Below are 26,720 nucleotides of genomic sequence, written 5' to 3'. Positions count from 1 at the left end.
CCTCAGCCGGTGCGCATCAGTCCACGAAGGCCACCAGCGCTCCCAGCAGAGTGCTGAGCTGCGCGTCGGACTCCACCACTTCTAGGGGGAAGCCCACCAGCGCGGCGCTGCCCGGGATGCCCACCGCGGCCACTGTGGCGGTGCCGTAGCGCAACAGTACGCTCGCTCCAGGCGCCGTGCCGAGCACGTCGGGGAAGTCTTCCTCGTAGGCCGCAGCAGGCCCGCCGAACGGAGCGTTCACCAGCGGGACCCCCAGCGCGGCCTCGGCGCTCACTGTGAGCGAGCCCGCGTCATCGCCCACGTAGGTGGCGCCGAGCTCCGCCAAGAAGGCGTTGCCGCTCAGCGCGAAGGCCACCTCGCTGCCGCTGACCAACAGGGCGCCTCCGCTGCCCACGTAGGCGCTGAGCAAGGCGCGGGCGTCAGCCCCGAGCACGGCGTCCTCGAGCGACTGGTCGCCGGCCAGCCAGACCACGGCGCGATAGCCCGCGAGCGAGAAGCCGTCTTCGGTGAGGGCGCGCTGCGAGATGGTGTTGGCGCCCAGCAGCTGGCCGACACGCGCGGCGAAGGCGTGCGAGCGCCCACCGAAGGAGCCGCCCAGCACGCGCTCGAAGCCGTCCACCACCAGGATGTCTGCGCCGGGCGTGAGGGCGTAGGTGTCGCTCGCCTCACTGGGGGCACTGGCGCTCGCCATGCGGGAGCGGACCCGAACGGCGCGCGACGCGCTGCCGCTGACGGCGAAGGTGACCTCGCGGGCGCTGGTCGAGGCCTCGGCCACGCTGACGAACGGGCCGCCTGCCTCGGAGGCCTCCACCACGAAGCCGGTGCGCTGCTCGTCGCGCGGGGCCAAGAAGGTGAGCGTCGCCACGCCCGCAGTGACGGTGGCGCTGCGCAGCTCGATGCGCCCGCCCGCCACGCCGCGCCGGCTGCCGAAGCGTACGCGGTCGCCATAGGCGTTGCGGTAGCGGGTGGCGCCGTTGTGCGAGGAGGGCGTGAAGTCGATGACGCTCTGTGTGTCGCGCAGCGCAGGCAACGTGGCGTCTTCGCTCAGCGAGACGCCGGGGTAGTCTTCCGCGAGGGTGACCGCCAGGCCTTGGTTCTCGGGCAGCGTACCGCCCGAGGTGGTGTAGTTGCTGCGGAAGAACGCGCCGCTGCCCGCGTAGGTGGCGAAAGCGGCGAGGTCGCCGTAGAGCGCGTCGTAGAGGTGCACCTGCGTGACGCGCAGGCTGCTGTCGTTCGCGTTGAGGGCCACCGCGTGATAGCCGCCCGAGTGCGCCGTGAGCGTCAGCTCGCCACGCACGGGGACGTTCACGACGTCGTCGCGGTAGAGCAGCACCAGCACTTGCTCCAAGAGCGCGCGCGTGCCGGCCGGCGTCATGAGCTTGCCGAAGTTGCTGCTGGCCGCGTTCACGGGCCCTTGCGGGACCACCAAGAGCGCGTTCGCGCCACTCGCACAGACGTGCTGCTCGTAGCGGTGTCCGGCGAGGGTCCCCGCCAGCGTGCCGTTGTGCCCGTGGAAGTGCAGCAGCATGTCGTGGTCGGCGTGCTGGCGATAGCCCGCGGGCACGAAGATGCGCACACTCGCGTCGGTCCACACCCCGCTCGCGTCCGGGAACGGCGCGGTGGGCAGGGCCACCGTGGTGCCCATGCCGCAGGGCGCACCCCCCGCAGCCAGCACGGCCTCCCACGTGGCGGCGGGCAGCCCGGCCGCGCCCGCCACGGCCACCACCTGGACGCTGTGGGTGCCCGCCTCGGACGTAACGCTCAGCGTGCCGAGGGCCACGTGCTGCGCCGCCGTGCCCGCAAAGCGCACGGTCACGCTCGCGGTGTCGCCGGCCGCGAGCGTGCCTGGCGGGGTACCGTCGACGCTGAGCAGCGCGTCGCCCATCCACTCGAATCCTAGCGTGAGGGACACGCTGCCGCTGTTGGTCAGCTCGAGCGTGGCGGTCACGCTGCCCGCGCCTGCGTCCACGTAGGGCAGGCGCAGGAGGTCTGGCGCATCGAGGCGGGGGCCGTTCGCGTCCACGCCGCTGTCTCCCGCGTCGGGACCGAGATCCACGGGGCCCTCGTCCACCACACCGAGATCCGCAGCGGGCGCTTCTCCCCCACAGCCCGCGAGCAGGAACAGGAGCGCGAGCCCCGTCAGCGTCAGCGCACGTGCGAGGCTCTGGACATGGACGGTTGGCGACACCCCGGAAGCCTAGCAGACGCGCTCCGCGCACGTGTGGGGCGCCCTCCGCTGCAGCCTGAGGATTCAACCATCCCACCAGGTGGCCGACCTGCCTTGCTGCAGGGTGCGATGGGCACCCACCGCTGAAGCGGTGGGCAGCAGACCAGCCGGGGGTGCCCATAGAACCTTGCTGCAAGGCGAATTGGGCCCCCTAGCAAGATGTGGAGAATCATCAGGCTGCCGCCGCCCCGCGGGCCCTCCGCGTGCGGGGCGCCCCGCGGCTGCTACGAAGCTCCGCATGAGTGACCTCCGTGACCAGCCCGCGTCCCCCGCGCACAACGCCACCACCGGCGAGACGCTCGCGGCCGCGCTGCGTCGCTTCGCGCCCGAGCGCTCGTGGAACAACGTGCGCGCGCTGTGCACCAGCGGGAAGGTGTTCGTGGATGGCGAGCGCGCCCTCGACCCCGCGGTGCGCATGCAGGGCGGCGAGGCCATCGAGGTGCGGGAGTCGGCACCGCGCGTGCGGCGCCACGAGTACGCGGAGCTGCGCGTGCTGCACCAGGACCCACACCTGATCGTCGTGCACAAGCCACCGCACCTCGCAACGTCGCCACACAACAAGAGCTCGCACGCGCCGACCGAAGAGCCCACGGTGCTGGACGCCCTGCGCCAGACGGTGGCGAAGCCGAGCGCGGCGCGCCGCAAGGCCGGCCAGCAGGCGTCGCTCTTCGTGGTGCATCGGCTCGATAAGGAGACCTCCGGGGTGCTGTGCTTCGCGCGCACCAAGGCCAGCGAGCGCGGGCTGCACGACATCTTCAAGCGGCACCAGGCGCAGCGCGAGTACGTGGCCATCGTGCAGGGCATCATCAGCCCGCAGCGCATCGAGAGCGAGTTGGTGCGCGACCGCGGTGACGGCATCCGCGGCAGCGCCCACGAGGAGACCAAGGGCACGTATCGCCAGCACGCCGTGACGCACATCATCAGCGCCGAGCCGCTGCGCGGGCGCCACGGGATGATGACGCGCATTCGCCTGCGCCTCGAGACGGGCCGCACGCACCAGATCCGCATCCACTTGTCCGAGGCCGGCCACCCGGTGGTGGGCGAGGCGGTCTACATCCGCGACCTGCGCGAGCGGGGAGACACGCCCATCCCGTGCCCGCGCCTGATGCTGCACGCCGAGACGCTGGCCTTCACGCACCCCATCACGGGCGAGGCGCTGTCGTACGTGGCGGAGCCGCCGCCGTCGTTCGTGGCGGCGCTGGCTGGCTTGCTGCCCGCCACCTGAAACAAGCACGGGAACGCGCTCGGCAAGCGCAACGGGCGCGCGCTGCTACCATCGGGCCGTGGTCGACCCTTCCCAGCGAATCCATGGCGTCGCCGCCTGTCGGGCGATTGCCCACGCCCGTCCCCTCGCGGTGCGCAAGGCCTTCCTCGTGCAGGAGCGCCTGCGCGACTTCGGCTGGTTCGTGGAGGACATGGCCCGGCGTCGCCTGGGGTACAACATCGTCAGCGCGGAGGACCTCGCGACCATCACGGGCGGCGTGCACCACGAGGGCGTGTGCTTCTACGTGGACCCGGCTCCGCCGCCGAGCTTCGACGACCTCTTGAACGAAGTGGCTGCGATGCAGCGCAAGAGCGCCCCGGACGCCGTGCGCGTGCTCTACCTGGACGGCGTGAAGAACCCCCACAACCTGGGCGCCATCGTGCGCACGGCGGCGCACTTCGGCGTGCGCGCCATCTTGGTGCCAGCGGCCGACGCGGCGGGCCTGGGCCCTGCCGGAACGCGCGTGGCCGAGGGCGGCGCCGAGGCGGTGGACATCATCCGCCTGAACCGCCCCGCGGACGCGCTGGTGGCCCTCAAAGAGCGCGGGCTGCCGCTGTTCGTGGCCGACGCGCACGAGGGCGAGAGCGTGTTCACCGTGGAGCTGCCGCCGCGCTGTGTGCTGGCGCTCGGCGCCGAGCGCGAGGGCATCTCGGACGCGCTCCGCAAGTTGGCGCGGCGCGCCGTGTTCATCCCCGGCACGGGCAGCGTGGAGAGCCTGAACGTGGCCACCGCGGCCGGCGTGCTGCTGGCCGAGCACGTGCGGCGTCATGGCGTGGTGAAGGCCGTGAAGGCTGCCCGTCCGTGAGCGCGGCGCCGCGCTCTCCCCGCCCCGCGAAGAGCGAGCCGAAACCCCTGCGCGGCCGCCGAGAGCAGGGGCGCAAGGCGCCGGCCGACGATGTGGGTCGCAAGGGCCCGACGGGAAGCGCCCCGCGAAAGGCCACGCCCACCGGTGCACCGCGCAACGAGCCGCCCGCAGGCGGGTCGCGCAAGCCCAGCCGTCCAGAGAGCAAGTCGCGCCCCACAGCGACGAAGCCGGTGGAGGCGCCCTTCGTGGAGGCCCCGGTCGAGGTCCCCGCGCAGCTCACCGGTTACCTGGCCCCGCCCGGCCTCGAAGCCGAAGTACTGCGCGAGGTGGGGCCTGCGTGGCACCAGCACGGCCGGCTGGTCCTATGCGCTGGCGCGCCGCGCCGTTCGGTGTGGGCGCAAGACGTGTGGCTCGCGCCGCAGCACTTGGTGGTGGCCTCCATCAACGAAGCCGCCAACGCCCTGCGCGCGGTGCAGCGCAACTGGGTGCCGTATGGCGACGTGCAGCATCGGCGCCTCGCGCTGATCGGCGAGGCCCTGCCGCCCATCAAGACGCGCGCGTGGACGTTCCCGTCGCCGCTGCCCAGCGCGCCGATGGGGGCCTACACGCTGCTCTCGCGTGACCGCCTGCTGTTCTCGGCCACGCGCCAGAGCCCGTTCCCGCACGGGGAGATCGAGTTCGCCGAGGACCGCGAGGGCCCGCCCAGCCGCGCGTACCGCAAGCTGTGGGAAGTGTTCACGCTGCTCCAGCAGCAGCCCCAGCCCGGCGAGCGCTGCCTCGACATGGGCGCTTCTCCCGGGGGCTGGACGTGGGTGCTGGCCAAGCTCGGCGCGCAGGTCACCAGCGTGGACAAGGCGCCTCTGGCGCCGGAGATCGCCGCGCTGCCCAACGTGCAGAGCCTCGTGGGGAGCGCCTTCGCGCAGCGCCCCGAGGACTACGTGCGCACGCCGTTCGACTGGTTCTTCTCGGACGTCATCTGCTACCCGGCGCGGCTGCTGACCATGGTGCAGGCGTGGCTAGCGGCAGGGGCGGCCAAGCGGTTCGTGTGCACGCTGAAGTTCCAGGGCGAGACCGACCATGCCACCGTCGCGGCCTTCGCGGCCATCCCGGGCTCGCGCCTCATGCACCTGGCGCACAACCGCCACGAGCTGACGTGGGTGAAGCTCTGACGTGACGCTACGGCTCGCGACCGGCGCGCGTCCAGAGGCGCGCGAGGTCGAGCTGGGCCGAGTCGAACGGCGGAATGCGCGCATCGGTATCGTCGCCCCACGTGCCCGCCACCAGCCAACGTTCATCGCGTCGCTCGTAGGCCTCGATGCGCCCCTCCACGGGCTCGACCAGCCAGAGATGCGTGACGCCCGCCCGCGCGTAGAGGGGCGCTTTGACTCGACGATCTCGCATGGACGTGGAGGGCGACGCGACCTCGCAGACCCAGTCGGGGACAATCGTGAAGAATTTCTCGCGACGCGATGCGAGAGGAAGGCGCTCGATGCGCCAGGCCGCAAGGTCGGGGACGAGCACGTCGCCGCCGAAGTGGAGCTCGGGCTCGTAGATGAAGATCCATCCTCCGGGCCCGTTCACACCCAGGCCGAAGGGCCCGTCGAGGGCGGTGGCGAGGCCGGAGGCGACGATGAGGTGAGGCCCCGCCGGCCGTGCCTGCGTGTAGAGCACGCCATCGATCAGCTCGCCGGTGACGTGCTCTGGGAGCGCTTCGATGTCGGCATACGTCGCTCGGCGGAGGGCGGTGCTCATCGACGAGGAAGGTACCATCTTCCTGTTCTCGGTGGCTCGCGTCGCCGGTTGCGTCGCTCCCGAGCGGTTCCGTTGCTACCCTCCCGACACCCCCTCCCGTGGAGAGCCCCGCATGTCCCGTCACGACACCAAAGAGCCCGACCGCCCCGAGCGCTTCAGCCAGCCCGACGCTGGTGAGAAGCTGACGCTGACCGACGCGGAGTGGCGCGCGCGCCTGACGCCCACGGAGTTCGCCGTCTTGCGCCAGTGCGGCACGGAGCGCGCGTTCACGGGGCACTACTACGACCACCACGCCGATGGTACCTACCGCTGCGCGGGCTGCGGTGCGCCGCTCTTCAGCTCGGCGGACAAGTTCGACTCGGGCACCGGCTGGCCCAGCTACTCGCGGGCCATCGAAGAAGGACGCGTGACCGAGCGCCGTGACACGAGCCACGGCATGACCCGCGTGGAGGTGGTGTGCGCCCACTGTGACGGGCACCTGGGGCACCTGTTCCCGGATGGCCCCGCTCCAACGCGTCAGCGCTACTGCATCAACTCGGCGTCGCTCGACTTCGAGGCCAAGAAGTAGCTCGCGGCACGCGCGTGTAGCGCCCGCGCAACGCGGGCGCGCGGCAGCCACCAACGCCACCCACTCGTCACGCGCGTCACCCACCGCCACGCCTCATGGCAACATGACACGCGCCACGCGGAGTCGTCGCAGGCTGCCACCAAGGCTCGGAAGTACACCTCGCGGAACTCACATGACGAGGTCCGAGATGACGAACCGCCCGACGCCAACGCAGCGCACCCCCCGACGCATTCCCACCCGCAGCGCCCGCTCCGTGCTGCTCTGCCTGCTCACGGGGCTCTTGCTCCTGGGCTGTGGCGAAGACGGCGCCAACGGGGCGACGGGTCCCACGGGACCGACCGGTCCGATGGGCACGCCGGGCACGGATGGCGCGCCTGGCACTCCGGGCACCCCCGGCACTCCGGGAACCCCCGGCACTCCGGGAACCCCCGGCACTCCCGGTACGCCGGGCACCGACGGTGACGACGCGGTGTCCCCCATCCGCGGCATCCTGCTGCGTCACGAGGGGCGCTTCGAGACCGGGGCCTTCGCCGAGGGCGCCGCCGAGATCGTGGCCTTCGACGCGCTGTCGGAGCGCGTCTTCGTGGTGAACGCGCAGGCCGCCACGGTGGACGTGCTGAACCCCGCAGACCCGACCGCCCCCACGCTGATCAGCACCATCGACGTGACCGCCGCCGACACGCGCGCGCTGGGCGCCGCCAACAGCGTGGCCGTCTACGACGGTGTGCTGGCGGTCGCCATCGAAGCCGACCCGAAGACCGACCCCGGCATCGTGGCGTTCTACCGCGCGGCCACGCTCGAGTTGCTGGCCGCCGTGGAAGTGGGCGCGCTCCCGGACATGCTGACGTTCACACACGACGGCGCACGCGTGCTGGTGGCCAACGAGGGCGAGCCCAACGACGCCTACGACGTGGACCCCGAGGGCACCATCTCAGTCATCGAGATCGGCAGCGGCTTCGTGACGCCCCCCACGGTCACCACGCTCGACTTCAACGCGTTCGACGGCGACATCAACTCGCTGCGCGCCAGCGGCGTGCGTATCTTCGGACCCGGCGCCTCGGTGTCGCAGGACCTCGAGCCCGAGTACATCACGGTGTCGGGCGACGACAGCTTCGCCTGGGCGTCACTGCAAGAGGCGAACGCGCTGGCGCTGATCGACCTCACCAGCCTGAGCGTGGTGGACATCCTGCCGCTGGGCCTCAAGGACCACTCGCTGCCGGGCAACGAGCTGGACCCGGGCGATCGCGACGGCGGCGTGCGTCTCGCCAACTGGCCCGTCTTCGGCATGTACATGCCGGACACCATCGCCGCGTACGACGTGGCCGGACAAACCTACGTGGTGACGGCCAACGAGGGTGACGCGCGCGCCTACGACGGCTTCGACGAGGAGACCCGCGTGGGCAGCGAGACGCTCGACCCCGCGGTCTTCCCGAACGCCGCCGTGCTCCAGACCAACGCTGCGCTGTCCCGCCTGCGCACCACCACCGCCAGCGGCGACACCGATGGTGACGGCGACATCGACGTGATCCACGCCTTCGGCGCGCGCTCCTTCTCGATCCGGGACGGCCTCACCGGCGACCTGGTGTACGACAGCGGCAACGACTTCGAGCGCATCACCGCCAACCGCTTCGGCGCGCTCTTCAACTCCAACCACGAGGGCTTCGGCGGCGACACCCGCTCGGACGACAAGGGCCCGGAGCCCGAGGCGCTCACGTTGGGCGTCATCCGCGGCGCCACGTTCGCCTTCATCGGCCTCGAGCGCATGAGCGGCATCATGGTCTACGACATCACCCACCCCGAGAGCCCGCGCTTCGTGCAGTACATCTCGCCGCGCGACCTGGCCCTCGACTTCGATGGCGACGTGGAAGCGGAGCTCAGCGCAGCGGGTGACCTCGGCCCCGAGGGCATGGTCTTCATCCCCGCGGCTGAGAGCCCCACGGGCATGGACATGCTCGTCGTGGCCAACGAAGTCAGCGGCACCACCAGCTTCTTCAGCATCGAGATCGTGGAATGACCGACCGCAAGCCCAGCAGGCTCTCGCGGCGCGAGTGGCTCAAGTCGACCAGCGCGCTCGGCGTGGTGGCGGCCAGCAGCAACTTGTTGGGCTGCGACGACTCGCTCCCACCGCTGCCCACCGACCTGCCCACGGATCCATACACGGGCGCCCCGGGCCCGGCATCGCTGTTCACGCACGGCGTGGCCAGCGGTGACCCGCTCGAAGATGGCTTCGTCATCTGGACGCGCGTGACGCCTGCCGATCTCGGCAGCACGGTCGAGGTCTTCTACGAGGTGGCCCTCGACCCCGACTTCGTGGACCGCGTGGAGGCGGGCACCACCATGACCGGCGCCGCGGTGGACTTCACCGCCAAGCTAGACGTGCGCGGCCTGGTCTGGGGTCGCGACTACTACTACCGCTTCTCCGCGCAGGGCCGGACGTCCATGGTGGGCCGCGCCCGCTGCGCGCCGAAGGGCGGTGAGGCCAAGGCCCTGCGCTTCGCGGTCACGTCGTGCGCCAGCTACGGGCACGGCTACTTCCACGCCTACCGACGCATCGCAGAGCGCGAGGACCTGGACGCAGTGCTGCACCTGGGCGACTACATCTACGAGTACGCCACCGGCGAATACGGGAGCGTGCGCGAGTACGAGCCCGCCCACGAGATCGTGACGCTGGCCGACTACCGCATGCGCTTCGCGCAGTATCGCCGCGACCCGGACCTGCAGGCGCTGCACCAGCAGCACCCGGTCATCCCCATCTGGGACGACCACGAGAGCGCCAACGACAGCTACGAAGACGGCGCCGAGAACCACCAGCTGGACACCGAGGGCACCTGGACCGCGCGCAAGCAGGCTGCGAGGCAGGCGTACTTCGAGTGGATGCCCATCCGTGACCCGGGCATGCAGCGCATCTACCGCACGCTGCGCTACGGGAACCTGGCGGACATCGTGCTGCTGGACACGCGCCTCGAGGGGCGTGACCTGCAGTTTGGGAGCACGTCGGAGCTGCCGGGCGAGGCCGCCTCACGCAGCCTGCTGGGCGCCGAGCAAGAGGCCTGGCTCGACGCGGAGCTCGAGCAGAGCGAGGCGCGCTGGGTGATCCTGGCGCAGCAGGTGATGGTGGCGCAGCTCAGCCTCTCGGGTGGAAGCCCGTTCAACCTGGACCAGTGGGATGGCTACCCGGGCGCTCGCTCGCGCTTGCTCTCGAGCATCCGCACGCACGCGGCCGGGCGCACGGTGGTGCTGACAGGCGACATCCACACCAGCTGGGTGGGGCACCTGGTGGACGACCCGTATGCCGAAGGCGTGGACCCCACGCAGGACGCCGCCGCGGTGGAGTTCGTGACCACCTCGGTGACGTCGCCGGGCATCGCCGCGGGCAACCTGGCGGAGCGCATCGCCGCCGGCATCGTCGAGCAGAGCCCGCACCTCGAGTACGTGCAGCTGTCGCGCAAGGGCTACCTCGTGCTGGAGGTGACGTCGGGCAAGGTGTACGCGGACTACTTCTTCGTCGCGGGCATCCTGCCGGGGGAAGACGCCGAGGAATTCGCCGTGGGCTTCGACACGCAGCGCGGCAAGTCCAACTTGGTGCGCCGTGAGGAGCCGAGAGCGGACCGCACCGGCCCGGCCTTGGCGCCGAGCCCCGCGGTCTGAGCGTCGAGTGGCGGCGGCGGCGCGGGGGGTGCGCCGCCGCCGGCGCTCACTCGACGAGCGTGAACGTGGCGCTCAGCGTCAGGTCGCTTCCGTTTCGCCCCACGTCCACGCTGTAGCTGCCGGGCTCGAGCGCCCAGCCGGCAGCGGCCTCGTCGTAGTAGGCCAGGCTCGCCACCGAGAACTGGAGCTCCACGTCGCGGGTGCCACCTGCAGGGATCTCCACCCGCGCGAAGGCACGCAGGTCTCGCACGGCGCGCTCCACCTCGGTGCCGGGCGAGCGCACGTAGAGCTGCACCGTCTCGATGGCCTCGTAGTCGCCCGTGTTGCGCACGCGCACCGTAGCCGTGACCGTTCCGTCGGCGGCGGGCGCCACGGTGTCCAGCATGACGGAGTCGTACACGAACGTGGTGTAGGAGAGGCCGTAGCCGAGAGCGTAGCGCGCCGCCACGCCCTCGCGATCGAGGTGCCGCTGGCCGTGGAACAGGCCCTGCGTGACCTCGTTGCTGACCGAGTCGAAGGGCGGCAGGTCCGCCTCGTCCATGGGCCAGGCCATGGGCAGGCGCCCGCTGGGGACGTGCTCGCCGAAGAGTACGCGCGCGATGGCGTGGCCGCCCTGCATGCCGGGGTACCAGGCCATGACGATGGCCTGCACCGAGTCCACGAAGGGGCCTACGTCGAGCACCGAGCCCCCCTCCAGCACCACCACCACGTTGTCGCTCAAGCCCGCGGCTTCGGTGAGCAGCGCCAGGTGTGCGGCTGGCAACGCCAGCGACGAGCGGTCGCCTGCGGCGATGTTGCCCTCGCCCTCACTGAGGGTGTCGAGGCCCACGACCACGATGACCACGTCGGCGCCCGCCACGAGGTCGCGGTCCGCCATCATGCTCAGGTCGCCAGCCACGTGCGTGACGGTGGCGCTCCCCGCCGCTGCGGCGAGTCCGTCCACCGCGGTGACCACCTCGGCCACGGGCGTGACCGCGCTGCTGCCCTGGTCGCCGATGTTGGCCACGTCGGCCAGCTGGCCCACCACCACGATGTCGAGCCCCGCCGCGCGCTCGATGGGCAGCGCGCCATCGTTCTTCAGCAGGACGATGCTCTGCTCGGCCACGCGCTGGGCGAGGGCCAGGGTGGCGGGGGTCCCGACCGCGGCGTCGTCGGGCGTGGCCGGGTTCGAGTCCAGGCTGTAGCAGTACTGCGCGCGCAACATCCGGCGCAGCGCCGTGTCCAGCTGCGCCTCGCGCACGTCGCCGTCATCTACGGCATCCGCGAGCGGCTCGCCGTAGATGATCTCGGCGGGCATCTCGAGGTCGAGCCCCGCCTCGATGGCGGGCACGGTCTCGTGCGTGCCCCACACCCAGTCGCTCATCACGAGCCCGGCGTAGTTCCACTCGCCGCGCAGGATGTCCCGCAGCAGATGGGCGTTCTGGCTGCAGTACTGCCCGTTCACGCGGTTGTACGAGGTCATGACGCCGGCGACGTTGGCCTCGGTCACGATGCGCTCGAAGTGCGGCAGGAACACCTCGCGCAGGGCGCGCTCGTCCACGGTGACGTTCACCGTCAGGCGCGTGTTCTCGATGTTGTTCACCGCGAAGTGCTTCACCACGCAGAGCGCGTGCTCCTGCGCGCCCTGCACGAACGCGGTGCCCATGGCGCCCACGTGGAACGAGTCTTCGCCGTAGGTCTCCTGCGCGCGTCCCCAGAGCGGGTGCTGCAGCAGGTTCACCGTGGGGGCCAGCAGCGTGTCCGCGCCGCGCGCGCGCAGCTCGAGGGCGATGGCCTCGCCCACCTCGGCCTCGAGCGCGGGGTCCCACGTGGCGCCACGAGCCATCCCCACGGGGAACGCCGTGCCCGTCGCGCCACCGAGCCGGCTCACCCCGCGCGGACCGTCCAGCATGCGGAAGCCGGGGAAGCCCTTGGCCGGCAGCATGGCCGCCTGCCACGTGCCCTGACGCGGCAGCGGAAACGAGCCGCGCATCAGGTTGGCTTTCTCTTCCAGCGTGAGACCGGCCAGTACCTCGGTGATGCGGGCTTCCACTTCGCGGGCGTCGTGGTCACGGCAGTAGGCGGTGACGGCCGGCGTGATGCTGCTGCTGTCACTGGAACACCCCCAGAGCGGAAGCACGCTGAGCGAGAGCAGGAGGAAGAGGGGCGTGGCGCGGCGAATTCGCATGCGGGCAGGATGCCAGATGCCCCCCGAGGCGTCTCGGAATTACAGCCCATATCCGTATCGTTCGTGGCGTGTACCCATTCGGAACTGCTGCGCTATTCGTGGCGAGCCGCGCGCTCGCGAAGCGTGACCGGCGCCCCGTGATGCGCTATGCAGAGCGAGCCCCTCCTGGAAAGGAACGCGTGATGACCGAGAGCACTGCCCCCCATCGCTATCCCCGAGGCTGGTTCCCTGTTGGGTTGTCCACCGAGATCCCCGCCGGCGAGATCAAGTCGGTGCACTACTTGGGGCGGCAGATGATCGTGTACCGCGGCGAAGACGGCGTGGCGCACATCTCGGACGCGTACTGCCCGCACCTCGGCGCGGACCTCGGCGTGGGCGGCAAGGTGGAGGGCGACTGCGTGCGCTGCCCGTTCCATGCGTGGAAGTTCGGCCCCGACGGCGCTTGCGTGGAGGTGCCCTATGCCAAGCGCATCCCGCCGCGCGCGCGCATCGGCGCGCACCCCACCGACGAGGCCAACGGCTTCATCTTCGTGTGGAACGACCCGGACGGCGGCGCGCCGGACTACCAGATCCCACGCCTGCCAGAGTGGGAAGACCCTACCTGGAACCGCTGGAGCCCACAGCGCCTCGAGATCAAGACGCACCCGCGCGAGATCGTGGAGAACGTGGCCGACAAGGCGCACTTTGCGCCCATCCACGGCACGCACATCGACGTGTTCGCCAACGAGTACAACGGCTACGAGGCCGTGCAGGTCATCGAGGGCGTGGCCTACCCGCGCGGCGGCGGGAAGGACTACTTCAAGTCGCGCACCACGTACTACGGCCCCAGCTTCCAGATCTCGGCGATGGACGGGTACCTGCAGAACAAGATCGTGAACTGCCACACACCCATTGGGCCCAACAGCCTGCACCTGTGGTTCGGCGTCATGCTGCAGGTGAAGCCGGGTGGCGACAAGAAGCAGACCGAGCAGTTCCAGGAGCAGTACGCCAACAACCTGCTGGTGGGCTTCAAGGAAGACATCGCGGTCTGGGAGCACAAGGTCTACGTCGAGAAGCCCATCCTGTGTGATGGCGATGGCAAGCTGGGGCCGCTGCGCCACTGGTACCAGCAGTTCTACGAGAGCAAGGGCACCCAGGCCGCCGAGTAGGGTGCCAAGCGGCGCTCACTCTGCTACCACCGGCAAATGGCGCACCTGCTGGACCGCAAGTTTCTGATCGTCGTCGGCAAGGGCGGCGTGGGCAAGACCACCGTCAGCGCGGCGCTCGGTCTGGCGGGCGCACGGCGTGGCAAGCGCACGTTGATCTGCATGACCAACGTCAAGGAGCGGCTCAGCCACATGCTGGACGTGCCGCCCATCGGCAGCGAGATCGTGAACGTCGCGCCGAACCTGGACGTGGTGAACATGGACCCGAAGGTCGCACTCGAAGAGTACGGTCTCATGATCCTGAAGGTGCGCGCGCTCTACAAGGCGGTCTTCGAGAACCGCGTGGTGCGTAACTTCCTGCGTGGCACACCCGGCATCGAGGCCTGGAGCATGCTGGGCAAGGCGTTCTTCCACGTGTCGCCGCCCAGCGGGGCGCCCGACTACGACCTGGTGGTGCTGGACGCACCGGCCACGGGCCACGGGCTCGAGATGCTGCGCGTGCCACGCGTCATCCACGACGTCGCCCCGCCGGGCCTGCTGCGCAAAGAGGCCGACCGCGCGCTCGAGATGTTCCGCGACCCGCGTCAGGCAGGCGCCGTGCTGGTGACGCTGCCCGAGGACATGCCGGCCAACGAGACCATCGAGCTGCACAACGCGCTGGTGAGCGAGCTGCAGATGAGCATCGGCGCGCTGGTGGTGAACCGCAAGCTGCCGTACCTCTTCCAGTTGAGCGAGGCGCAGGCGCTCATGGACCTGCCCGCCAAGCTGGGGGCTGACAGTCCGGCCGCCACCTTGGCCCGCGCCGGCCGGGCGCGCGTGCTGCGCGAGCACGTGCAGCGCGACAGCCTCGCGAAGCTGGAGGCTGCCATCAAGGCGCAGCGCATCGAGCTGCCGCACTTGTTCGCCCCGGACTGGACGCGCGCGCACGTGGACTCGCTCTCGCGCGCCTTCGCCTGAGCTCAATCGAGGGGCATGCCCTCGCAGTTCACGATGTGGATGGGCGCCAGGCCGTTGACCACCTCGCCACGCACGTTGGGCGCGTAGAGGTTGCGAACCAGGATGGCCGTGCTGGGCGCGCGGATGCCCTCGCACGCCAGCGAGGTGCTCAGTGTGGGCCCGAACAGGCCCATGACGCGGTCCTCGTAGGCGAAGCCCACGGACGAGAAGCGGCACGGTTGTTCGTCGCTCAGCGGCGCCGAGCCGCACGCGCCCACGTACGTGTTCACCGCATCCACGAACTCCACCTCGCAGTTGTCGCCGGAGACGGGGCCGCCCGTGCGCGGGATGACGGCGTTGCGGACCGTGAGCCGGTACTCGTTGGTGATGGCGGAGAAGTTCCAGAGCACGTTGTCTGCACCGCGTGGCTCGATGCGGCAGGAGAGCGCCACGGGCAACGCTGGATCCTCGTTGGAGGCGCCCCCCACGAACGTGAAGATGTCATGGGGCTGGTGCTGGCTGGGGAAGCAGCTGGGTGCACCCTGGGGGCACTTCACCTGCCAGCGGATGTCGACGAAGAGCTCGTTCGACTCCTCGGCGCAGCTGGCCAAGAACACCGCTGAAAACAGAAAGGTGCAGAGGCACGCGATGCGACGCACGAACACGCTCGGCTTTTTCTGATCGACCCTTGGCGCCTGGGGAGCGCCTCCAGCACACGTGAGCATTTCCCGAAGGTACTACACCGCAGCCCAGCGAGCTACAGGCACGTACACCTCCCCCGCAGGAAGCTGTTCAGCCTGTAGTGTCCAAGGTTCGGGTGACCCACGCGCTGGCGGGCGCACACCGGAAGGGGCAACTCTCGTCGGCCAGGCGCTCGGCCAGGGCGGCGTCCAGCTGTTCGGGCGGGACCGGCAGGACCACGAGGGTGGCGCGCGGCGTGAGCCCGCCGAGGGCCAGGTGCTCGTGGAGCGCGTGGCCGAAGACACGGCAAGCCGCGCCGAAGGGGGCGAGGTGCGCGGCATCGAGCGGGACCCGCGCGATGGCGAGCGTCTGCAGGGAGAGCAGCAGCGCTTCGAGACGCTGGGCGTGGGCGGCGGCAGACTCGCCGGGTGACGGTGGAAGCGAGATCACCATGCCGCCTTCGTCCAGCTGCGTGAGCGCGCTCTGCTCCTCGCTGCGCGCGCCGGGGAGCTTGTCGAAGTGCTCCGGGACCCGCTCGGCCAGGCGCCGAAACTGCCGCGCGTGCAACGCCCGCTTGGCCAGCGGGAAGGTCGCCCAGGTGACCACGTTGAAGAGGTCGTGCCAGTTCTCTGGGCGCGTGGGGAGCACAGAACGCTCGGCGATCTGGGCGTCGTAGAGCTCCGCGCGCGGGCGCAGCCCCCGTCGCCGACGCGGACCCTGGTCGGCTTCGCAGCGCAGCGCGGCCACCTGCCCGAGCTCGGCGAGCGTGGGCCAGCGCCCGTCCACCACCAGGCTCTCGATGATCGGCCGCGTCGCCGCAAAGACGGGCGCGTGCCGAACGACGTGCATCACCGCCTGAGGCGATGCGTCGTGCGGCACGGAGGGCGGTGGCAACGGCGGCGAGCGCCCGTCAGCCAACACGGGTTCACTCGCCGGCGGCAGGGGCCGGCGCAGGCGCGGGGGCCGGCGCGGGCTCGGGCGCAGGGGCCGGCGCGGGTGCAGGCTCGGGCGTGCCAGAGGGTTCGGGCTCCGCCTCTGGCGTGGAGATCATGGTGGGGGTCGGCAGCTGCACGCTGCTGGGGTCCTCGACCGGGGCGGCTCGCGTGGGGCGCACGGGCGCTTCGCGTGCCGTCAGCTGCACCTGCACGGTGAGGCGCATGGCGCCGTTCTCTTCGACGAACTCGGCGCTGCGGAGGTCGCGTGTCACGCGCACGAAGCCATCGGCCATGACCGCCAGCTGGAACACGGCGGGAATGGTCTGCAGCTCGATCTCGCCGCTGGCGTTGGCCGTGCGGCGCAGCGCCCCGATGGTGGGGTTGGGCGCGTTGGTCTCCACCTTGAGCACGTAGGGCAGGCGGGTGAGGCTGACGCGCTGAGCGCCCGTGGTCTCGGTGGCAGTGAGGGTGCGCGACTCCTCGGCGTAGCCGGGCGCCTTGAGCGTGACCACCACTTCCTGACCGATGGGCAGCGCGACGCTGACCGGCGAGGTGCCGCGCTCTTCGCCATTCACGCGCACCACCGCACCCGCCGGCGTGGTGGTGAAGGACACGTCGTGCGTGGGCACGGGGACGGCGGCCACTTCTGGAACCACCGCGGCGGTGCCAGCGTCCACGACAGCCTCGGGCACCTCGGGTGGGAGCTCGGGAGCGAGGGCGGTCTCGTCCGTGTTGGGCTCGACGGCCACGGGAGTGGCCTGCGGAGGCGTGGGCCCCTCCCGGAAGGCGAAGAACCAGACGGCACCGCCGATGAGCAGCAAGACGGCCAGCACCGCCACCATCATGCCGGTGTTGCTCTCGGACGCCGGCGGCGCCGAGATGGGCGCAGGCGAGGTGGGGTTGTCTCGCGCGACCGGCTTGTCCTGCGTGACGGGCTTGCGCGGGGCGGGCGTGGGGTCTGCCGCGACGACCACACCCTCGGCGGCACCGGCGCGCTTCACGGGCTCGGGAGGAGGGTTGCTGCCGCGCATGAGGGCGGCCACGTCCGACGCGAGCATGCCGCGGTCGGCGACCACCGTAGCCTCGTCTTCGTCGTCGAAGCCCTCGGCTGGGGCCATGGTGCGCGGGATGTCGGCCACGCCGCCACCGAGCCCGGCCTTGGCCTCGGCCTCGCGCCGTGCCTGGATCTCGAGCCCACGACGACGCGCGGCCTCTGCGCTGGCCGCCGCTTCTTCGGCAGCGGTCTTGTCGGCGTTGCCCGCCGCGAGCGCGGACGCCAGGAAGTCCGCCGCGTGGCGCACGTTGGTGCGGTCCTCGTGTGCCGGCAGCTCGGCGGGAGGGCCGTCGGGGAAGAAGCTGGCCGACGTTTGCGGCGCCTGTGCGGGATCGCCCTCATCGTAGCGGCCAGGCTGCTCGCCGCGGCGCTCCACGATGTTGTGCACCAGGTCACGGCTCTCTGCGTCCATCTTGATGAACTTGATGCCCATGCCCGGCGGCGCGTTCTCCGATGCGACGTCTTCACCGCGCGTCCAGGCCACGCGCCCCACCCCGTGGATCAGGCGCGACTGATCCTTGAGCTGGAACTCGAATTTCAGCAGGGTGCCGACCGCCATGGGCTTCTTCGACTTGATGAAGAGGCCACCCCGCGAGATGTCGGTGCTGTAGTGCTCGACAAACTCATCCAGGTTCGCGCTCTTGAAGCGCACCTTCAGCGAGAGATCGGTTCGTTCGTCTTTGCGGGTGTCGGACATGGCTACTTCTTCGCGATCGCTCCGGAATTTCCGGGTGCGTCAGGGTACCCAGCATTTGCGCGCTCTACAACCTCCGAACACGTGGGCCCATTCGACGGGCTGCCGGAGGGCCGGACGGCCAGCGGTGGGCGGCCTCCGAGGGCCGTCAGCTGGCGCTCGAAAGCCGCGCGCCGCGCCGGGTCACCGTCCGCCAGGACGTCCAGGAGGGGCGCCAACGCGAAGGCCCGGTCCTCCAGGCGTGGATGGGGAACATGGAGCCGCGGCTCGTCCAGGATGCGCCCCGGCCAGAGAAGCACGTCGAGGTCCAGCGTCCGCGGACCCCAGCGGGTCTCCTGGGCGCGGTCGCGGCCGAGCGTGCGCTCGATGGCCAGCAGCGCTTCCAGCAGCTGGAGGGGGGCCAGCGCCGTTCGGAGACGCACCGCCGCGTTCAGGAACGAAGGCTGCGGGGGCCCGATGGGCACCGTCTCGTAGCGCGGGCTCTGCGCCTCCACCACGCCGGGCATGAGCTCGAGCGCGCTGTCGAAGGAGTGGTGGCGGTCGCCCAGGTTCGCGCCGAGGCCCACGTAGCAGACCTCGCCGGCTGAGGCGCACGGGTGGAACACGGCGGCGCTCACGGCAGCACCACCCAGCTGGGCGTCATGCTCACGGGCCGCTCCTCGGCGGTCCACCGCAGCATCCCGCCCACCAGGTGGAACACCTCGGTGAAGCCGTGCTCCGCGACGAGCGCGATGACCAGGCGTCGGCTCTCGTGGCCGTTGTTGCACACCAGCACCACCGGCGTGTTCTTCGGCAGTGGGAGCCCACTCGCACGCACGTCCGCCCCCAGCCGCTGCCGCACCCCCGCGATGTGCCCGAACCCACGCGTGAGATCCACGAGCGGCCGCACATCCACCAACACGAGGTCCTGACACCCCAGCACATCGAGCGGCCGGAGCTCGTAGTACCCATGGCGGGCCCCGACACCACCAGGCCGAGTCGAGACAGTCGAGGCCGAGACCAGCAGTCCGAGGCTGACCGAGTCCGAGGCCGGCCGACGCAGCGCTGCTCGGCAGCTTCCGCGGCGTCAGCCGGCCCCCATCCCCTTCTGCGGGGTGCACACCCTTCGCACGCGCCGCGAGGTGCAGGACCACCACGGTGAACCTCGCGTGGGCCTTGCGTTCAACCTCCGCCACGAAGCCGATGAACACATCGAGCGCGCCTCTCGATCCGTTCATCGCGGGGCCGCGGGCCGACGGGTTCCTCAACGCCAGCAACGTGCCAGCGAGGCGAGGGCAACGCGCTACGCTCATCGGCCATCGATCGAGGCAACGGGAGTGCAGCTCGACCCTGCGAGCGCCGCTTCGGGTGCTCCGCCCTGCGCGCACGCCTGAACTCGGCTGCGGACTCGGCCGCGGTCTCCGACTCGGTCTCGCCCTCGGTCTCGGTCTCGGCCTCGGCCTCGGTCTCGGCCTCGGTCTCGGCCTCGGTCTCGGTCTCGGCCTCGGTCTCGGCCTCGGTCTCGCCCTCCCCCGCCCTACCCCGCGCGCCGCGGCTTGGCGCGTGCCTCGGCGGCGTACGTGCGGAAGCCCTCGGGCAGCGCGTGGCCATCCGCGGTGTAGTACCGGCTGACGACGTCGACGGCTTCGTTGAGAGTGGCCACCACTTGCTGTGGGTACGGCGGCGGGGCCAGCCAGAAGAGGGCGGTCAGGCCACCGCGTACCAGCGGTGAGGTGATGACGATGGCGGAGCCCGCGGAGTACTGCTTCATCAGCGGGTCGAACTCCTTGCTCCAGTCGGCGAGCGCCTTGCGCACCATCGCGTTGGGCAGCTCGCGGCAGGCGGTGACGTCGGAGATGGTGACGTAGGGCTGGCGCCGCCGGAGGATGGCCTCCGTCTTGGCGAAGAACGCGGGGAGGTGCTCGGCCTGGATGCGCTCCGGAATGGTGTTCACCACCAGCGGGAAGTAGCGGTCGTCGACGTGGGGCTCTTGCATGCGCTCCTCCTCGCGCACCTTCTCAGCGCGCCGGCCGCTCAGGGTACCAGATGATCCGGAACTCCGCAGTGGTCGGCCCAATGGCGATGAGCTCCGGAGGTGGCCCCGCGCGCGCCGCTCGCGCGGTAGGCGGCCTCGATGGCCTTCAGGGTGGCCCGCAGGGCGAGGCTGTCATAGAGGTACGGCGGGAAGCTGAAGCGGCTGTGGGTCCCGCGCTCGACCACCTTCAGCTCGTAGTCGACCCCCGTGTGGAAGTTGTTCCAGCGCCGCTCGCCGCCTGCCGCCAGCCGCTCGGGGGACGCCACCGCCATCAACACGCGGTACATCGGGGCCTCGAAGACACGCTGGCTGAAGTCCGAGACCCACAGCAGGAACTTGTCGTCCTCGCCAAAGACCTGGTCCGCGATGGCCAGGTACAGCGCGGTGTTCACGACCTCCGGCACCCACGACGACATGGGCAGGGGGTCGCGCACGTAGTCCGCCAGCAGTGGATCGAGCCCGTCGAGATCGAGCTTGCGTGGCAGGTTGCGCAGGGCCTCCCTGTAGAGCGAGGCCTTGCTCTCGCAATGCGGATGCGAGAGCAGCCCAGCCGGCAGGCGGCGCAGGTAGCTCGTCGTTCGGGGGTAGGCCGAGGCGTCCACGTGGGAACGATACCCCAGATCACCCCGCTGGGTCCGTGGCGGGTAGTCAGCAGGCCGAGGCGCCGATGCCCAGTCCGCGCAGCAGCTGCTCCATCGTGGAGTGCAACACCTCGAAGGGGAAGTTCCCGTAGAGCACCGCGCGACCACCGTCGAAGACGTAGCTGGGCGAGCCGCGTACGCCGGCCGTGCGGCGATCCTCGTCATCCTCGGCGAGCAACGCGAAGGGCAAGCCGTCATCGAGCAGCGCGTCCAAGCGCTGTGGGTCGACGCCCGTCTCCTCGGCGACGGACAGCTGCACCACGCGTCGGCAGATGTTCTCGTTGGCCTCGAACGCCCGTCGTCGAAGCGCACGCAGGTACGCTGCGCCGCTGCCGGGCCCCGCCTCGCCGCGCTGCTCGAGCAGGAACACCGCCTTCGCGGCGGCACCCGCAGGCCACGAGGAGGAGGGCATGTCGCCCGTCCACAGATCCCCGCTGACTCCGTGGCAGCCCTGCGCGCGAGCCACCTCGGCGGTGGCCACACGGCGCCCTGCGGGCCCTTCGGCAGACCAGCTCCCCGACGCGAAGCGCCGCGGCAGGCTGCCGAAGACCGGCACGATGCGATAGCGGATGGAGAGGTGTGGGCCCCACTCCTCGATCACGCGCTCCAGCTTGCCCTGGGCGACGTACGCCCAGATGCAGAGTGGATCAGACCAGTACTCGAAGTGGAGGGAGCGGGGCGCGGCGGCTTCGACAGGTCCGGGCATGACGCCCCGATCATAGAGGGCGCCCGCTCCGTGTCAGTCGAAATCAGCGGTCATCGTGAAGTTGAGTGGACCCATGTTGAAGCCGCACGAGGCGTTGTTCGGGTTGCACCCGAGTGGCACCGGCACCATCCAGTTCGCAAACCCGAGGAACGTCGTGGGGAGCGCCGAGAGCGAAACCGCCGTCCCTTCGCGGACGATGAAGTCGCACGGCGGGTTGACGTAGCCGACGTTGAAGCCGGGACCGCAGATGGTGGAGGGGAAGTCCACGTTCTGCACCACGACGCGCTCGTTGCTGGTGAGCTGACCACCCGTGACGTTCACCGTCAGGATGCGCGTCGCGCCGTACTCCGCCTGCACGTTCATGGAACCGGCGACGGTGGTGGTGCAGCTGCTGGACGTCGAGTTGGCGCAAGGCCCGGAGGCCCACCGCACGAACTTGGCTCCCGGACCGTTGCTGCGGGGGGAGATGTCCCCCGCCACGAACGTGAGCGTGGTGCCGTGCGAGACCATGTCCGTGCAGCCTGCCCCCCCGTTCACGCTGCAGCTGATGGACCCGTCGGTAGTCTGCACGTCTCCCACCGACAGCCCCGTGAACGACACGGTGACCGGATAGCTGTTGAGCGTGAAGACCGCCTGCGTGCTCACCGGGCCCGTGATGTTCAAGTTGCAGACAGGCCCCTGGCCTGCGCACGCCCCCGTCCACGACGAGAAGCTGCTGCCCGTGCCCGCCATGGCCGTGAGCTGGAGCGTTGCCCCCGTGGGGAACGACCCCGAGCAGGTGGTGCCGCAGTTGATGGCGCCGCCGGTGGAGATGACGTTCCCGTTGCCCGCCTTCGACACGGTGACCGTGTGGTAGATGGGCCTGAACTTGGCGCGCAGTTGGCGAGCCTGCGTGACGTTGATGGTGCAGTAGGCCGGGTTGAGGTCCGTGCAGTCGCCGCCCGTGGCGCCGGGCGTGTCGTCCACCCAACCCTCGAAGGTGTACCCAGGGTTGGGGAGCGCTTGGATGGTGATCGTGGTCCCGTGCGCCAACGTCTCGTCGCAGTCACCCGGGCAGTCGATCTCCTTCGCCGGAGTCTGCGCGGTGCCCCAGCCGGCCGCGTCGATCTCCACTTCCACCGGGTAGGTCAGCACGTTGAACGTGGCCGTGGCGGACTTGGAGGCGTCCATGGTGACGTCGCAGGTGAGCGCCATACCGGCGGTCATGCAGGTGCCACCCCAGCCGCCGAAGCTGCGGCCCACGCCTGGTGCGGCGGTCAAGCGCACCACCTGGCCGAACGTGTAGCTCTGCGTGCACATGCCACCCGAGGACGTGCACGAGATGCCGCCCACGTTGGACGTGACGGTGCCCGTCCCGCTCACGGACACGGTGAGGTTGTTGCTGCCGACGGTGAAGCTGGCGCTGACGTTGCGCGCCTCGGTCATGCCCACGGTGCACATGTTGGTCAGGACGCCCGTGCAGGCACCGCCCCACGCCGCGAACGTGTTGCCGCCGCCGCTGGTGGCCGCCGCCGTGAGCGTGACCGAGGTGCCGTGCGTGAAGTTGGACATGCACGTTCCGCCGGTCTTGGTGCAGCTGATCACCGCAGGATTGGACGTCACCGTTCCGGATCCCGACCCGCCGACAGTGACCAGGAGCTGGTGCTGCTTGAGCGTGAAGTAAGCGGGCACCGTGGTGGCGGCCGTCATGGTCACGTTGCAGGTGCCGTTGCCCGTGCAGCCCGCGCCCATCCACATGGTGAAGTCGCTGGACGAGGCCGGGTTGGCCAACAGCTGCACCACCGTGCCGTGGTTGAACGTGCCCGTGCACGCGCCGCTGGCCGGACACGTGACGCCCGCCGGAGTGGACGACACCGTGCCCGAGCCGGTCCCGTTGCGCGTGACCGTGAGCGTGTACTGGCGGAGCGTGAAGGTGGCCGTGACGTCCCGCACTTGGTCCATGGTGACCATGCACGTGCCGGTGCCGCTGCAGGCGCCACCCCAGGTGGTGAAATCGCTGCCGGCAGACGGAGTGGCCGTCAGGGTGACCACCGTATCGTGGCTGTAGGAGGCGTTGCAGGCGGCCCCGCAGCTGATGGCGCCCGGCGACGAGGTGACCGTGCCGGCGCCGTTGCCCTGCTTGGTCACCGTCAGCGTGTGCTGCTTGAGGTTGAACTGCGCGGTCACGGTCTGCGCTTGGGTGAGCGTCACCATGCACTGCATGGCGGCGCCGCAGCCCGCGCCGCTCCAGCCCGCGAAGTCGCTGGTGGCGCTGGCCGTGGCGGTCAGCACGATGATGTCGCCATGCCGATAGGTCTCGTCGCAGTCGGCGCCGCAGTTGATGCCCGCCACGTCACTGACGACCGTGCCCGTGCCCGTGCCGCCTCTGGCCACGGTCAGCACGTACGGCGCAGGCTCGAAGAGGGCCTGGACCGTGACGTCCGCGGTGACCGACACCATGCAGGGGCCCGTGCCCGGGCACTCCACGCCGCCCCAACCCACGAAGACGCTGTCGGCGTCCGATGACGCGCTCAGCGTGCGGGTGGTGCCGTAGTTGACGGTCTCGCTGCACATCGCCCCGCCCGTGCCGCACAGGATGGTGCCGCTGGTGCTCGAGACGGTGCCGCTGCCCGCGCCCGTGAGGTCCACGTCCAGCGTGTGCTGGTCCACGGTGAACTCGGCCGTCACGCTGATCATGTCGTCCACCATCACGGTGCACGTGGGCAACGAGCCGGAACACACGCCGCCCGACCAGCTGGTGAACGTGGAGCCGACCGCCGGCGTGGCCGTCAGCTCGACCATGGTGCCGTTCGGGAACGACGAGGCGCAGGTGGCGCCGCAGCTGATGCCCGCGACGTCGCTGGCGACAGTGCCCTGCCCGGTGCCGGACTTGGTCACGGTCAGGAACTCGTTGCCGATGACGAACGCGGCGCTCACCGTGGTGTCGCCGACGATGGTGAGCGTGCAGACGTTGGTGGGCTCCGCCGCGCAGTCCCCGCCCCAGCCGATGAACGTGGAGCCCCCCGCCGCCGCGGCCGTGAACGTCACGACGTCTCCGAACGACACGCTGGACATGCAGTCGGCGCCGCAGCTGATGCCGCCGTCATCCGACGTGATGGTGCCCACGCCGACGTCGGTGGTGGACGCGGTGACGGTGTGCTGCGTGGCGGTGAAGGTGGCCGAGACGCTGGCCGCTGCCGTGACCGTGATGACGCACGTGGCGGTCAGCTCTCCGGCGCACGCGCCACCCCAGCTGGCGAACGCGGCGCCGTCGTTGGCGATGGCGTTCAGCGTCACCATGCGGCCGTGCTCGTAGATCTGATCGCAGTCCGCGCCGCAGTCGATGCCCCCGGCGCCGGAGACGATCTTTCCCGGGCCCGTCACGTCCGCGTCCACGCGGTAGGTGTTCAGCGTGAAGATGGCTGTCGCCATACCGTCCTCGGTGACTTCCAACGCACAGAGCGTCTCCGTACCGGAGCACGCGCCGCTCCACATCGTGAAGGTGGAGCCGGCGGTGGGCATCGCTCTCAGCACCAGCTCCGTGCCGTGAGGATAGAGCTGGCTACAGGTGGTGCCACAGTCGAGGGCCGAGCTGGGCACCGTGTTGATCGAGCCCATGCCCGTGCCCGCGCGCTCGACGCCAAGCGTGTAGACGTTGGCGTTGAACGTGGCCGTGACGCTGCGCGCCGCACTCATGGTGAGGGTGCAGGTCAGACCCGTGCCGGTGCAGTCGCCGGACCAGCCCATGAACGTGGAGCCGGCCGCCGCGGCCGCCGTGAGGGTGATCTCTTCACCCGGCTCGAAGACCGCCGAGCACGTGGCGCCGCAGTCGATGCCCACGGGGGCGGAGGTGACGCTGCCCTCACCCGTGCCGGCGCGCGAGATGAGCATGGACACCTCGTCGCTGTCGTCGAAGGTGACCCCCACGGTCTTGTCCTCGTCCATGACGAGCTCGCACTCGCCGAGGCCGGCGCAGTCCATGGACCAGCCGCTGAAGGACGACGCAAAGCCCGCCAACGCGCTGAGCGTGACGGTGGTCCCCACCTCGAAGCCGACGGCGCACACACCGTTTCCGTCGCAGTCCACCATGCCGTCATCCGACGTGACGGCGCCGCGACCCGCACCCGCATAGACCACCGTGAGCGTGTAGACGGGGATCACGAAGTTGACCGTCACCGCGCGCGGCTGGGTCATGTCCAGCACGCAGGCGTCGTCTGCCGCGGTCCCGGCGCACGCCCCACCCCACTGCACGACCGCCGGCTCGGTGGCGGTGGCGATGAGCGTGACCTCGGTGCCTCCCGCATAGCTCTGGTTGCAGTCCACCCCGCAGTTGATGCCGCTCGGCGCGGACACCACGCTGCCCGTGCCCGTCCCTCCGAGGGTGACGTCGAGATCGAAGGGCCCGCTGCCGAAGTCGGCCGTCTCCATGTCCACGTCGCCGTCTTCCGGCACCTGGCCGTCGGCGCTCCCGTCCGCCGGGCCGCCGTCGGCCGCGTAGTACTCGTCGAAGTCACCGGCGCAGCCCGCCGTCAAGGCGCCCGAGGCCAGCAGCCACCCGAGCAGGAGCGAGGCGCGCTGCGATACCATGGAGATGCGGGTCATCAGAACTGTCCTCCCAAGGTGGCCATGCAGCCCGTCGCGTCACAGCCGAACCCGCCCTGCACGGACGCGGACTCCGCGTCGCTCGAGCTGGCGCGCTCGTCGTCGTCACCCGGGCGCATCACGAAGTAGAGCACCACGCCGGTCACCGCCGCCGCCGCCCCCACGCCAATCATCACGTCGGCCGTGCGGGCCGAGCGCTGCCCCTTGTCCCGCAAGCTCTCCCAGTTGCTGTCCGGGGGGCAGCCGCCATCGGCGTCGCACAGCGCGTCGAGGTCGCTGCGGGCCCCACGCGAGATGAGCGCCGCCACGAGGCCGCCCACCAGCATGCCGCCGCCTGCGCCCATCACCACGAACGGAACGGGCGAGCTCGACTCGGGCTCGGCCGTGGCGGAGAGGTCGGGCGTGACCGTGGTCACGGGCGTTGGCGTGGGATCGCTGGTCTCGGTGTCCGGCTGGACCTCCGGGTCGGACTCCGGGTTCGCGGCCAGGGCCTCCTCGAGGTGATGGAGGCGGGCGCGCAGGTGATCTTCGTCGGGCGGATCGGCCACCTCGTCCAAATACTGGCGCAGCGCTTCGTAGGACTGCCGCGTGTGGAGCGCGTCTCGGTGAGCCAGGTAGATGTTGTAGAGCAGCTGCGGGCGACCCGAGAGCTGGTAGGCCTGCTCGAACTCGATGGCGGCCTGCGGGAATTGTCCGTTCTGGTAGTACGCCTGGCCCAAGCGGAAGTGGCGGCGCGCCGCTTCGTCATCATTCGACGACTGGGGATCCGTGGGCTCCGTGGGCTCCACGGGCGGCTGCGGGTCTTGCACGGGCGGCGTGGATGGCGTCTGCGCCTGCGCGCTATGCGTCCCTGCCAACATCCCCACGGCGACCACCCCACCAGCAACCCACCCAAGAACGAA

At 70.5% G+C, this 26,720-nt stretch carries 21 protein-coding genes; 8 read left to right on the top strand and 13 right to left on the bottom strand.

Annotated features, from left to right (window positions below; genetic code table 11):
• Nucleotides 1-16: 16 nt before the first annotated feature.
• On the bottom strand, nucleotides 17-2,188 hold the full coding sequence (locus IPI43_18115) for a hypothetical protein (protein MBK7776016.1): 2,172 nt from the start codon (nucleotides 2,186-2,188) through the stop codon (nucleotides 17-19).
• Between the two features lie 277 nt (nucleotides 2,189-2,465).
• Between IPI43_18115 and IPI43_18110 the strand changes: the two genes are divergently transcribed.
• From IPI43_18110 to IPI43_18100, 3 genes are all read left to right on the top strand, one after another.
• Complete coding sequence (locus IPI43_18110; protein MBK7776015.1) at nucleotides 2,466-3,452, top strand: RluA family pseudouridine synthase; 987 nt, start codon at nucleotides 2,466-2,468, stop codon at nucleotides 3,450-3,452.
• A 58-nt stretch (nucleotides 3,453-3,510) separates the two neighbouring features.
• Nucleotides 3,511-4,296, top strand: a complete 786-nt coding sequence (locus IPI43_18105) for an rRNA methyltransferase (GenBank protein ID MBK7776014.1) — start codon at nucleotides 3,511-3,513, stop codon at nucleotides 4,294-4,296.
• 245 nt (nucleotides 4,297-4,541) lie between these two features.
• Nucleotides 4,542-5,465 (top strand): hypothetical protein, encoded by a 924-nt coding sequence (locus IPI43_18100; GenBank protein ID MBK7776013.1) that lies wholly within the window; start codon nucleotides 4,542-4,544, stop codon nucleotides 5,463-5,465.
• 7 nt (nucleotides 5,466-5,472) lie between these two features.
• Here IPI43_18100 and IPI43_18095 read toward each other — a convergent pair whose 3' ends face one another.
• Nucleotides 5,473-6,048, bottom strand: coding sequence for a Uma2 family endonuclease (locus IPI43_18095; protein MBK7776012.1), 576 nt, complete (start codon nucleotides 6,046-6,048; stop codon nucleotides 5,473-5,475).
• A 112-nt stretch (nucleotides 6,049-6,160) separates the two neighbouring features.
• On the opposite strand from IPI43_18095, the gene msrB reads away from it, so the two are divergent.
• The 3 genes from msrB to IPI43_18080 all read left to right on the top strand — a co-directional run bounded on the left by msrB (nucleotide 6,161) and on the right by IPI43_18080 (nucleotide 10,264).
• The gene (msrB, locus tag IPI43_18090) at nucleotides 6,161-6,616 is read left to right on the top strand and encodes a peptide-methionine (R)-S-oxide reductase MsrB (protein MBK7776011.1); all 456 of its coding nucleotides are present in this window, start codon (nucleotides 6,161-6,163) and stop codon (nucleotides 6,614-6,616) included.
• 187 nt (nucleotides 6,617-6,803) lie between these two features.
• The gene (locus IPI43_18085; protein ID MBK7776010.1) at nucleotides 6,804-8,630 is read left to right on the top strand and encodes a choice-of-anchor I family protein; all 1,827 of its coding nucleotides are present in this window, start codon (nucleotides 6,804-6,806) and stop codon (nucleotides 8,628-8,630) included.
• Nucleotides 8,627-10,264, top strand: a complete 1,638-nt coding sequence (locus tag IPI43_18080) for an alkaline phosphatase D family protein (protein MBK7776009.1) — start codon at nucleotides 8,627-8,629, stop codon at nucleotides 10,262-10,264. The genes IPI43_18085 and IPI43_18080 overlap by 4 nt, the downstream gene beginning before the upstream one ends.
• Nucleotides 10,265-10,310: 46 nt before the next feature.
• On the opposite strand, the gene IPI43_18075 is transcribed toward IPI43_18080, so the two are convergent.
• A complete protein-coding gene (locus tag IPI43_18075) occupies nucleotides 10,311-12,431 on the bottom strand; it encodes a glycoside hydrolase family 3 C-terminal domain-containing protein (protein MBK7776008.1) in 2,121 nt (706 codons plus the stop codon).
• A 182-nt stretch (nucleotides 12,432-12,613) separates the two neighbouring features.
• Between IPI43_18075 and IPI43_18070 the strand changes: the two genes are divergently transcribed.
• Together IPI43_18070 and IPI43_18065 are read left to right on the top strand one after the other, a co-directional pair.
• Entirely contained in the window at nucleotides 12,614-13,579 is a 966-nt protein-coding gene (locus IPI43_18070) for a Rieske 2Fe-2S domain-containing protein (protein ID MBK7776007.1), read from the top strand.
• A gap of 36 nt (nucleotides 13,580-13,615) precedes the next feature.
• A complete protein-coding gene (locus tag IPI43_18065) occupies nucleotides 13,616-14,533 on the top strand; it encodes an ArsA family ATPase (GenBank protein ID MBK7776006.1) in 918 nt (305 codons plus the stop codon).
• 2 nt (nucleotides 14,534-14,535) lie between these two features.
• Here IPI43_18065 and IPI43_18060 read toward each other — a convergent pair whose 3' ends face one another.
• The 10 genes from IPI43_18060 to IPI43_18015 all read right to left on the bottom strand — a co-directional run bounded on the left by IPI43_18060 (nucleotide 14,536) and on the right by IPI43_18015 (nucleotide 26,627).
• Entirely contained in the window at nucleotides 14,536-15,177 is a 642-nt protein-coding gene (locus IPI43_18060; protein ID MBK7776005.1) for a hypothetical protein, read from the bottom strand.
• Between the two features lie 127 nt (nucleotides 15,178-15,304).
• On the bottom strand, nucleotides 15,305-16,114 hold the full coding sequence (locus IPI43_18055) for a DUF3025 domain-containing protein (GenBank protein MBK7776004.1): 810 nt from the start codon (nucleotides 16,112-16,114) through the stop codon (nucleotides 15,305-15,307).
• Nucleotides 16,115-16,118: 4 nt separating this feature from the next.
• Nucleotides 16,119-17,879: a TIGR02266 family protein gene (locus IPI43_18050; GenBank protein MBK7776003.1), complete on the bottom strand. Its 1,761-nt coding sequence runs from the start codon at nucleotides 17,877-17,879 to the stop codon at nucleotides 16,119-16,121.
• A gap of 2 nt (nucleotides 17,880-17,881) precedes the next feature.
• Nucleotides 17,882-18,493 (bottom strand): 2-amino-4-hydroxy-6-hydroxymethyldihydropteridine diphosphokinase, encoded by a 612-nt coding sequence (gene folK, locus IPI43_18045; GenBank protein MBK7776002.1) that lies wholly within the window; start codon nucleotides 18,491-18,493, stop codon nucleotides 17,882-17,884.
• Nucleotides 18,490-18,777: a rhodanese-like domain-containing protein gene (locus IPI43_18040; protein ID MBK7776001.1), complete on the bottom strand. Its 288-nt coding sequence runs from the start codon at nucleotides 18,775-18,777 to the stop codon at nucleotides 18,490-18,492. The genes folK and IPI43_18040 overlap by 4 nt, the downstream gene beginning before the upstream one ends.
• A 615-nt stretch (nucleotides 18,778-19,392) precedes the next feature.
• Entirely contained in the window at nucleotides 19,393-19,851 is a 459-nt protein-coding gene (locus IPI43_18035) for a hypothetical protein (protein MBK7776000.1), read from the bottom strand.
• 38 nt (nucleotides 19,852-19,889) lie between these two features.
• Nucleotides 19,890-20,492: a hypothetical protein gene (locus IPI43_18030; GenBank protein MBK7775999.1), complete on the bottom strand. Its 603-nt coding sequence runs from the start codon at nucleotides 20,490-20,492 to the stop codon at nucleotides 19,890-19,892.
• A gap of 46 nt (nucleotides 20,493-20,538) precedes the next feature.
• Nucleotides 20,539-21,237: a DsbA family protein gene (locus IPI43_18025; protein ID MBK7775998.1), complete on the bottom strand. Its 699-nt coding sequence runs from the start codon at nucleotides 21,235-21,237 to the stop codon at nucleotides 20,539-20,541.
• Between the two features lie 33 nt (nucleotides 21,238-21,270).
• The gene (locus IPI43_18020) at nucleotides 21,271-25,818 is read right to left on the bottom strand and encodes a hypothetical protein (protein MBK7775997.1); all 4,548 of its coding nucleotides are present in this window, start codon (nucleotides 25,816-25,818) and stop codon (nucleotides 21,271-21,273) included.
• Complete coding sequence (locus IPI43_18015; protein MBK7775996.1) at nucleotides 25,818-26,627, bottom strand: tetratricopeptide repeat protein; 810 nt, start codon at nucleotides 26,625-26,627, stop codon at nucleotides 25,818-25,820. The genes IPI43_18020 and IPI43_18015 overlap by 1 nt, the downstream gene beginning before the upstream one ends.
• Between the last annotated feature and the right edge of the window lie 93 nt (nucleotides 26,628-26,720).

The organism is Sandaracinaceae bacterium, assembly GCA_016706685.1.
Lineage (GTDB): Bacteria > Myxococcota_A > Polyangia > Polyangiales > Houyiibacteriaceae > JADJJE01.
The sequence above is the reverse complement of the archived record's forward strand: the minus strand, read 5'-3'. Positions and strand labels throughout refer to the sequence as shown.

Coding starts and splice junctions, on each gene's coding strand:
- IPI43_18035 (MBK7776000.1), bottom strand. CDS start 19,851: ATGCAAGAGCCCCACGTCGACGACCGCTACTTCCCGCTGGTGGTGAAC.
- IPI43_18065 (MBK7776006.1), top strand. CDS start 13,616: ATGGCGCACCTGCTGGACCGCAAGTTTCTGATCGTCGTCGGCAAGGGC.
- IPI43_18080 (MBK7776009.1), top strand. CDS start 8,627: ATGACCGACCGCAAGCCCAGCAGGCTCTCGCGGCGCGAGTGGCTCAAG.
- IPI43_18070 (MBK7776007.1), top strand. CDS start 12,614: ATGACCGAGAGCACTGCCCCCCATCGCTATCCCCGAGGCTGGTTCCCT.
- IPI43_18110 (MBK7776015.1), top strand. CDS start 2,466: ATGAGTGACCTCCGTGACCAGCCCGCGTCCCCCGCGCACAACGCCACC.
- IPI43_18025 (MBK7775998.1), bottom strand. CDS start 21,237: ATGCCCGGACCTGTCGAAGCCGCCGCGCCCCGCTCCCTCCACTTCGAG.
- IPI43_18050 (MBK7776003.1), bottom strand. CDS start 17,879: ATGTCCGACACCCGCAAAGACGAACGAACCGATCTCTCGCTGAAGGTG.
- msrB (MBK7776011.1), top strand. CDS start 6,161: ATGTCCCGTCACGACACCAAAGAGCCCGACCGCCCCGAGCGCTTCAGC.
- IPI43_18075 (MBK7776008.1), bottom strand. CDS start 12,431: ATGCGAATTCGCCGCGCCACGCCCCTCTTCCTCCTGCTCTCGCTCAGC.
- IPI43_18095 (MBK7776012.1), bottom strand. CDS start 6,048: ATGAGCACCGCCCTCCGCCGAGCGACGTATGCCGACATCGAAGCGCTC.
- IPI43_18020 (MBK7775997.1), bottom strand. CDS start 25,818: ATGACCCGCATCTCCATGGTATCGCAGCGCGCCTCGCTCCTGCTCGGG.
- IPI43_18085 (MBK7776010.1), top strand. CDS start 6,804: ATGACGAACCGCCCGACGCCAACGCAGCGCACCCCCCGACGCATTCCC.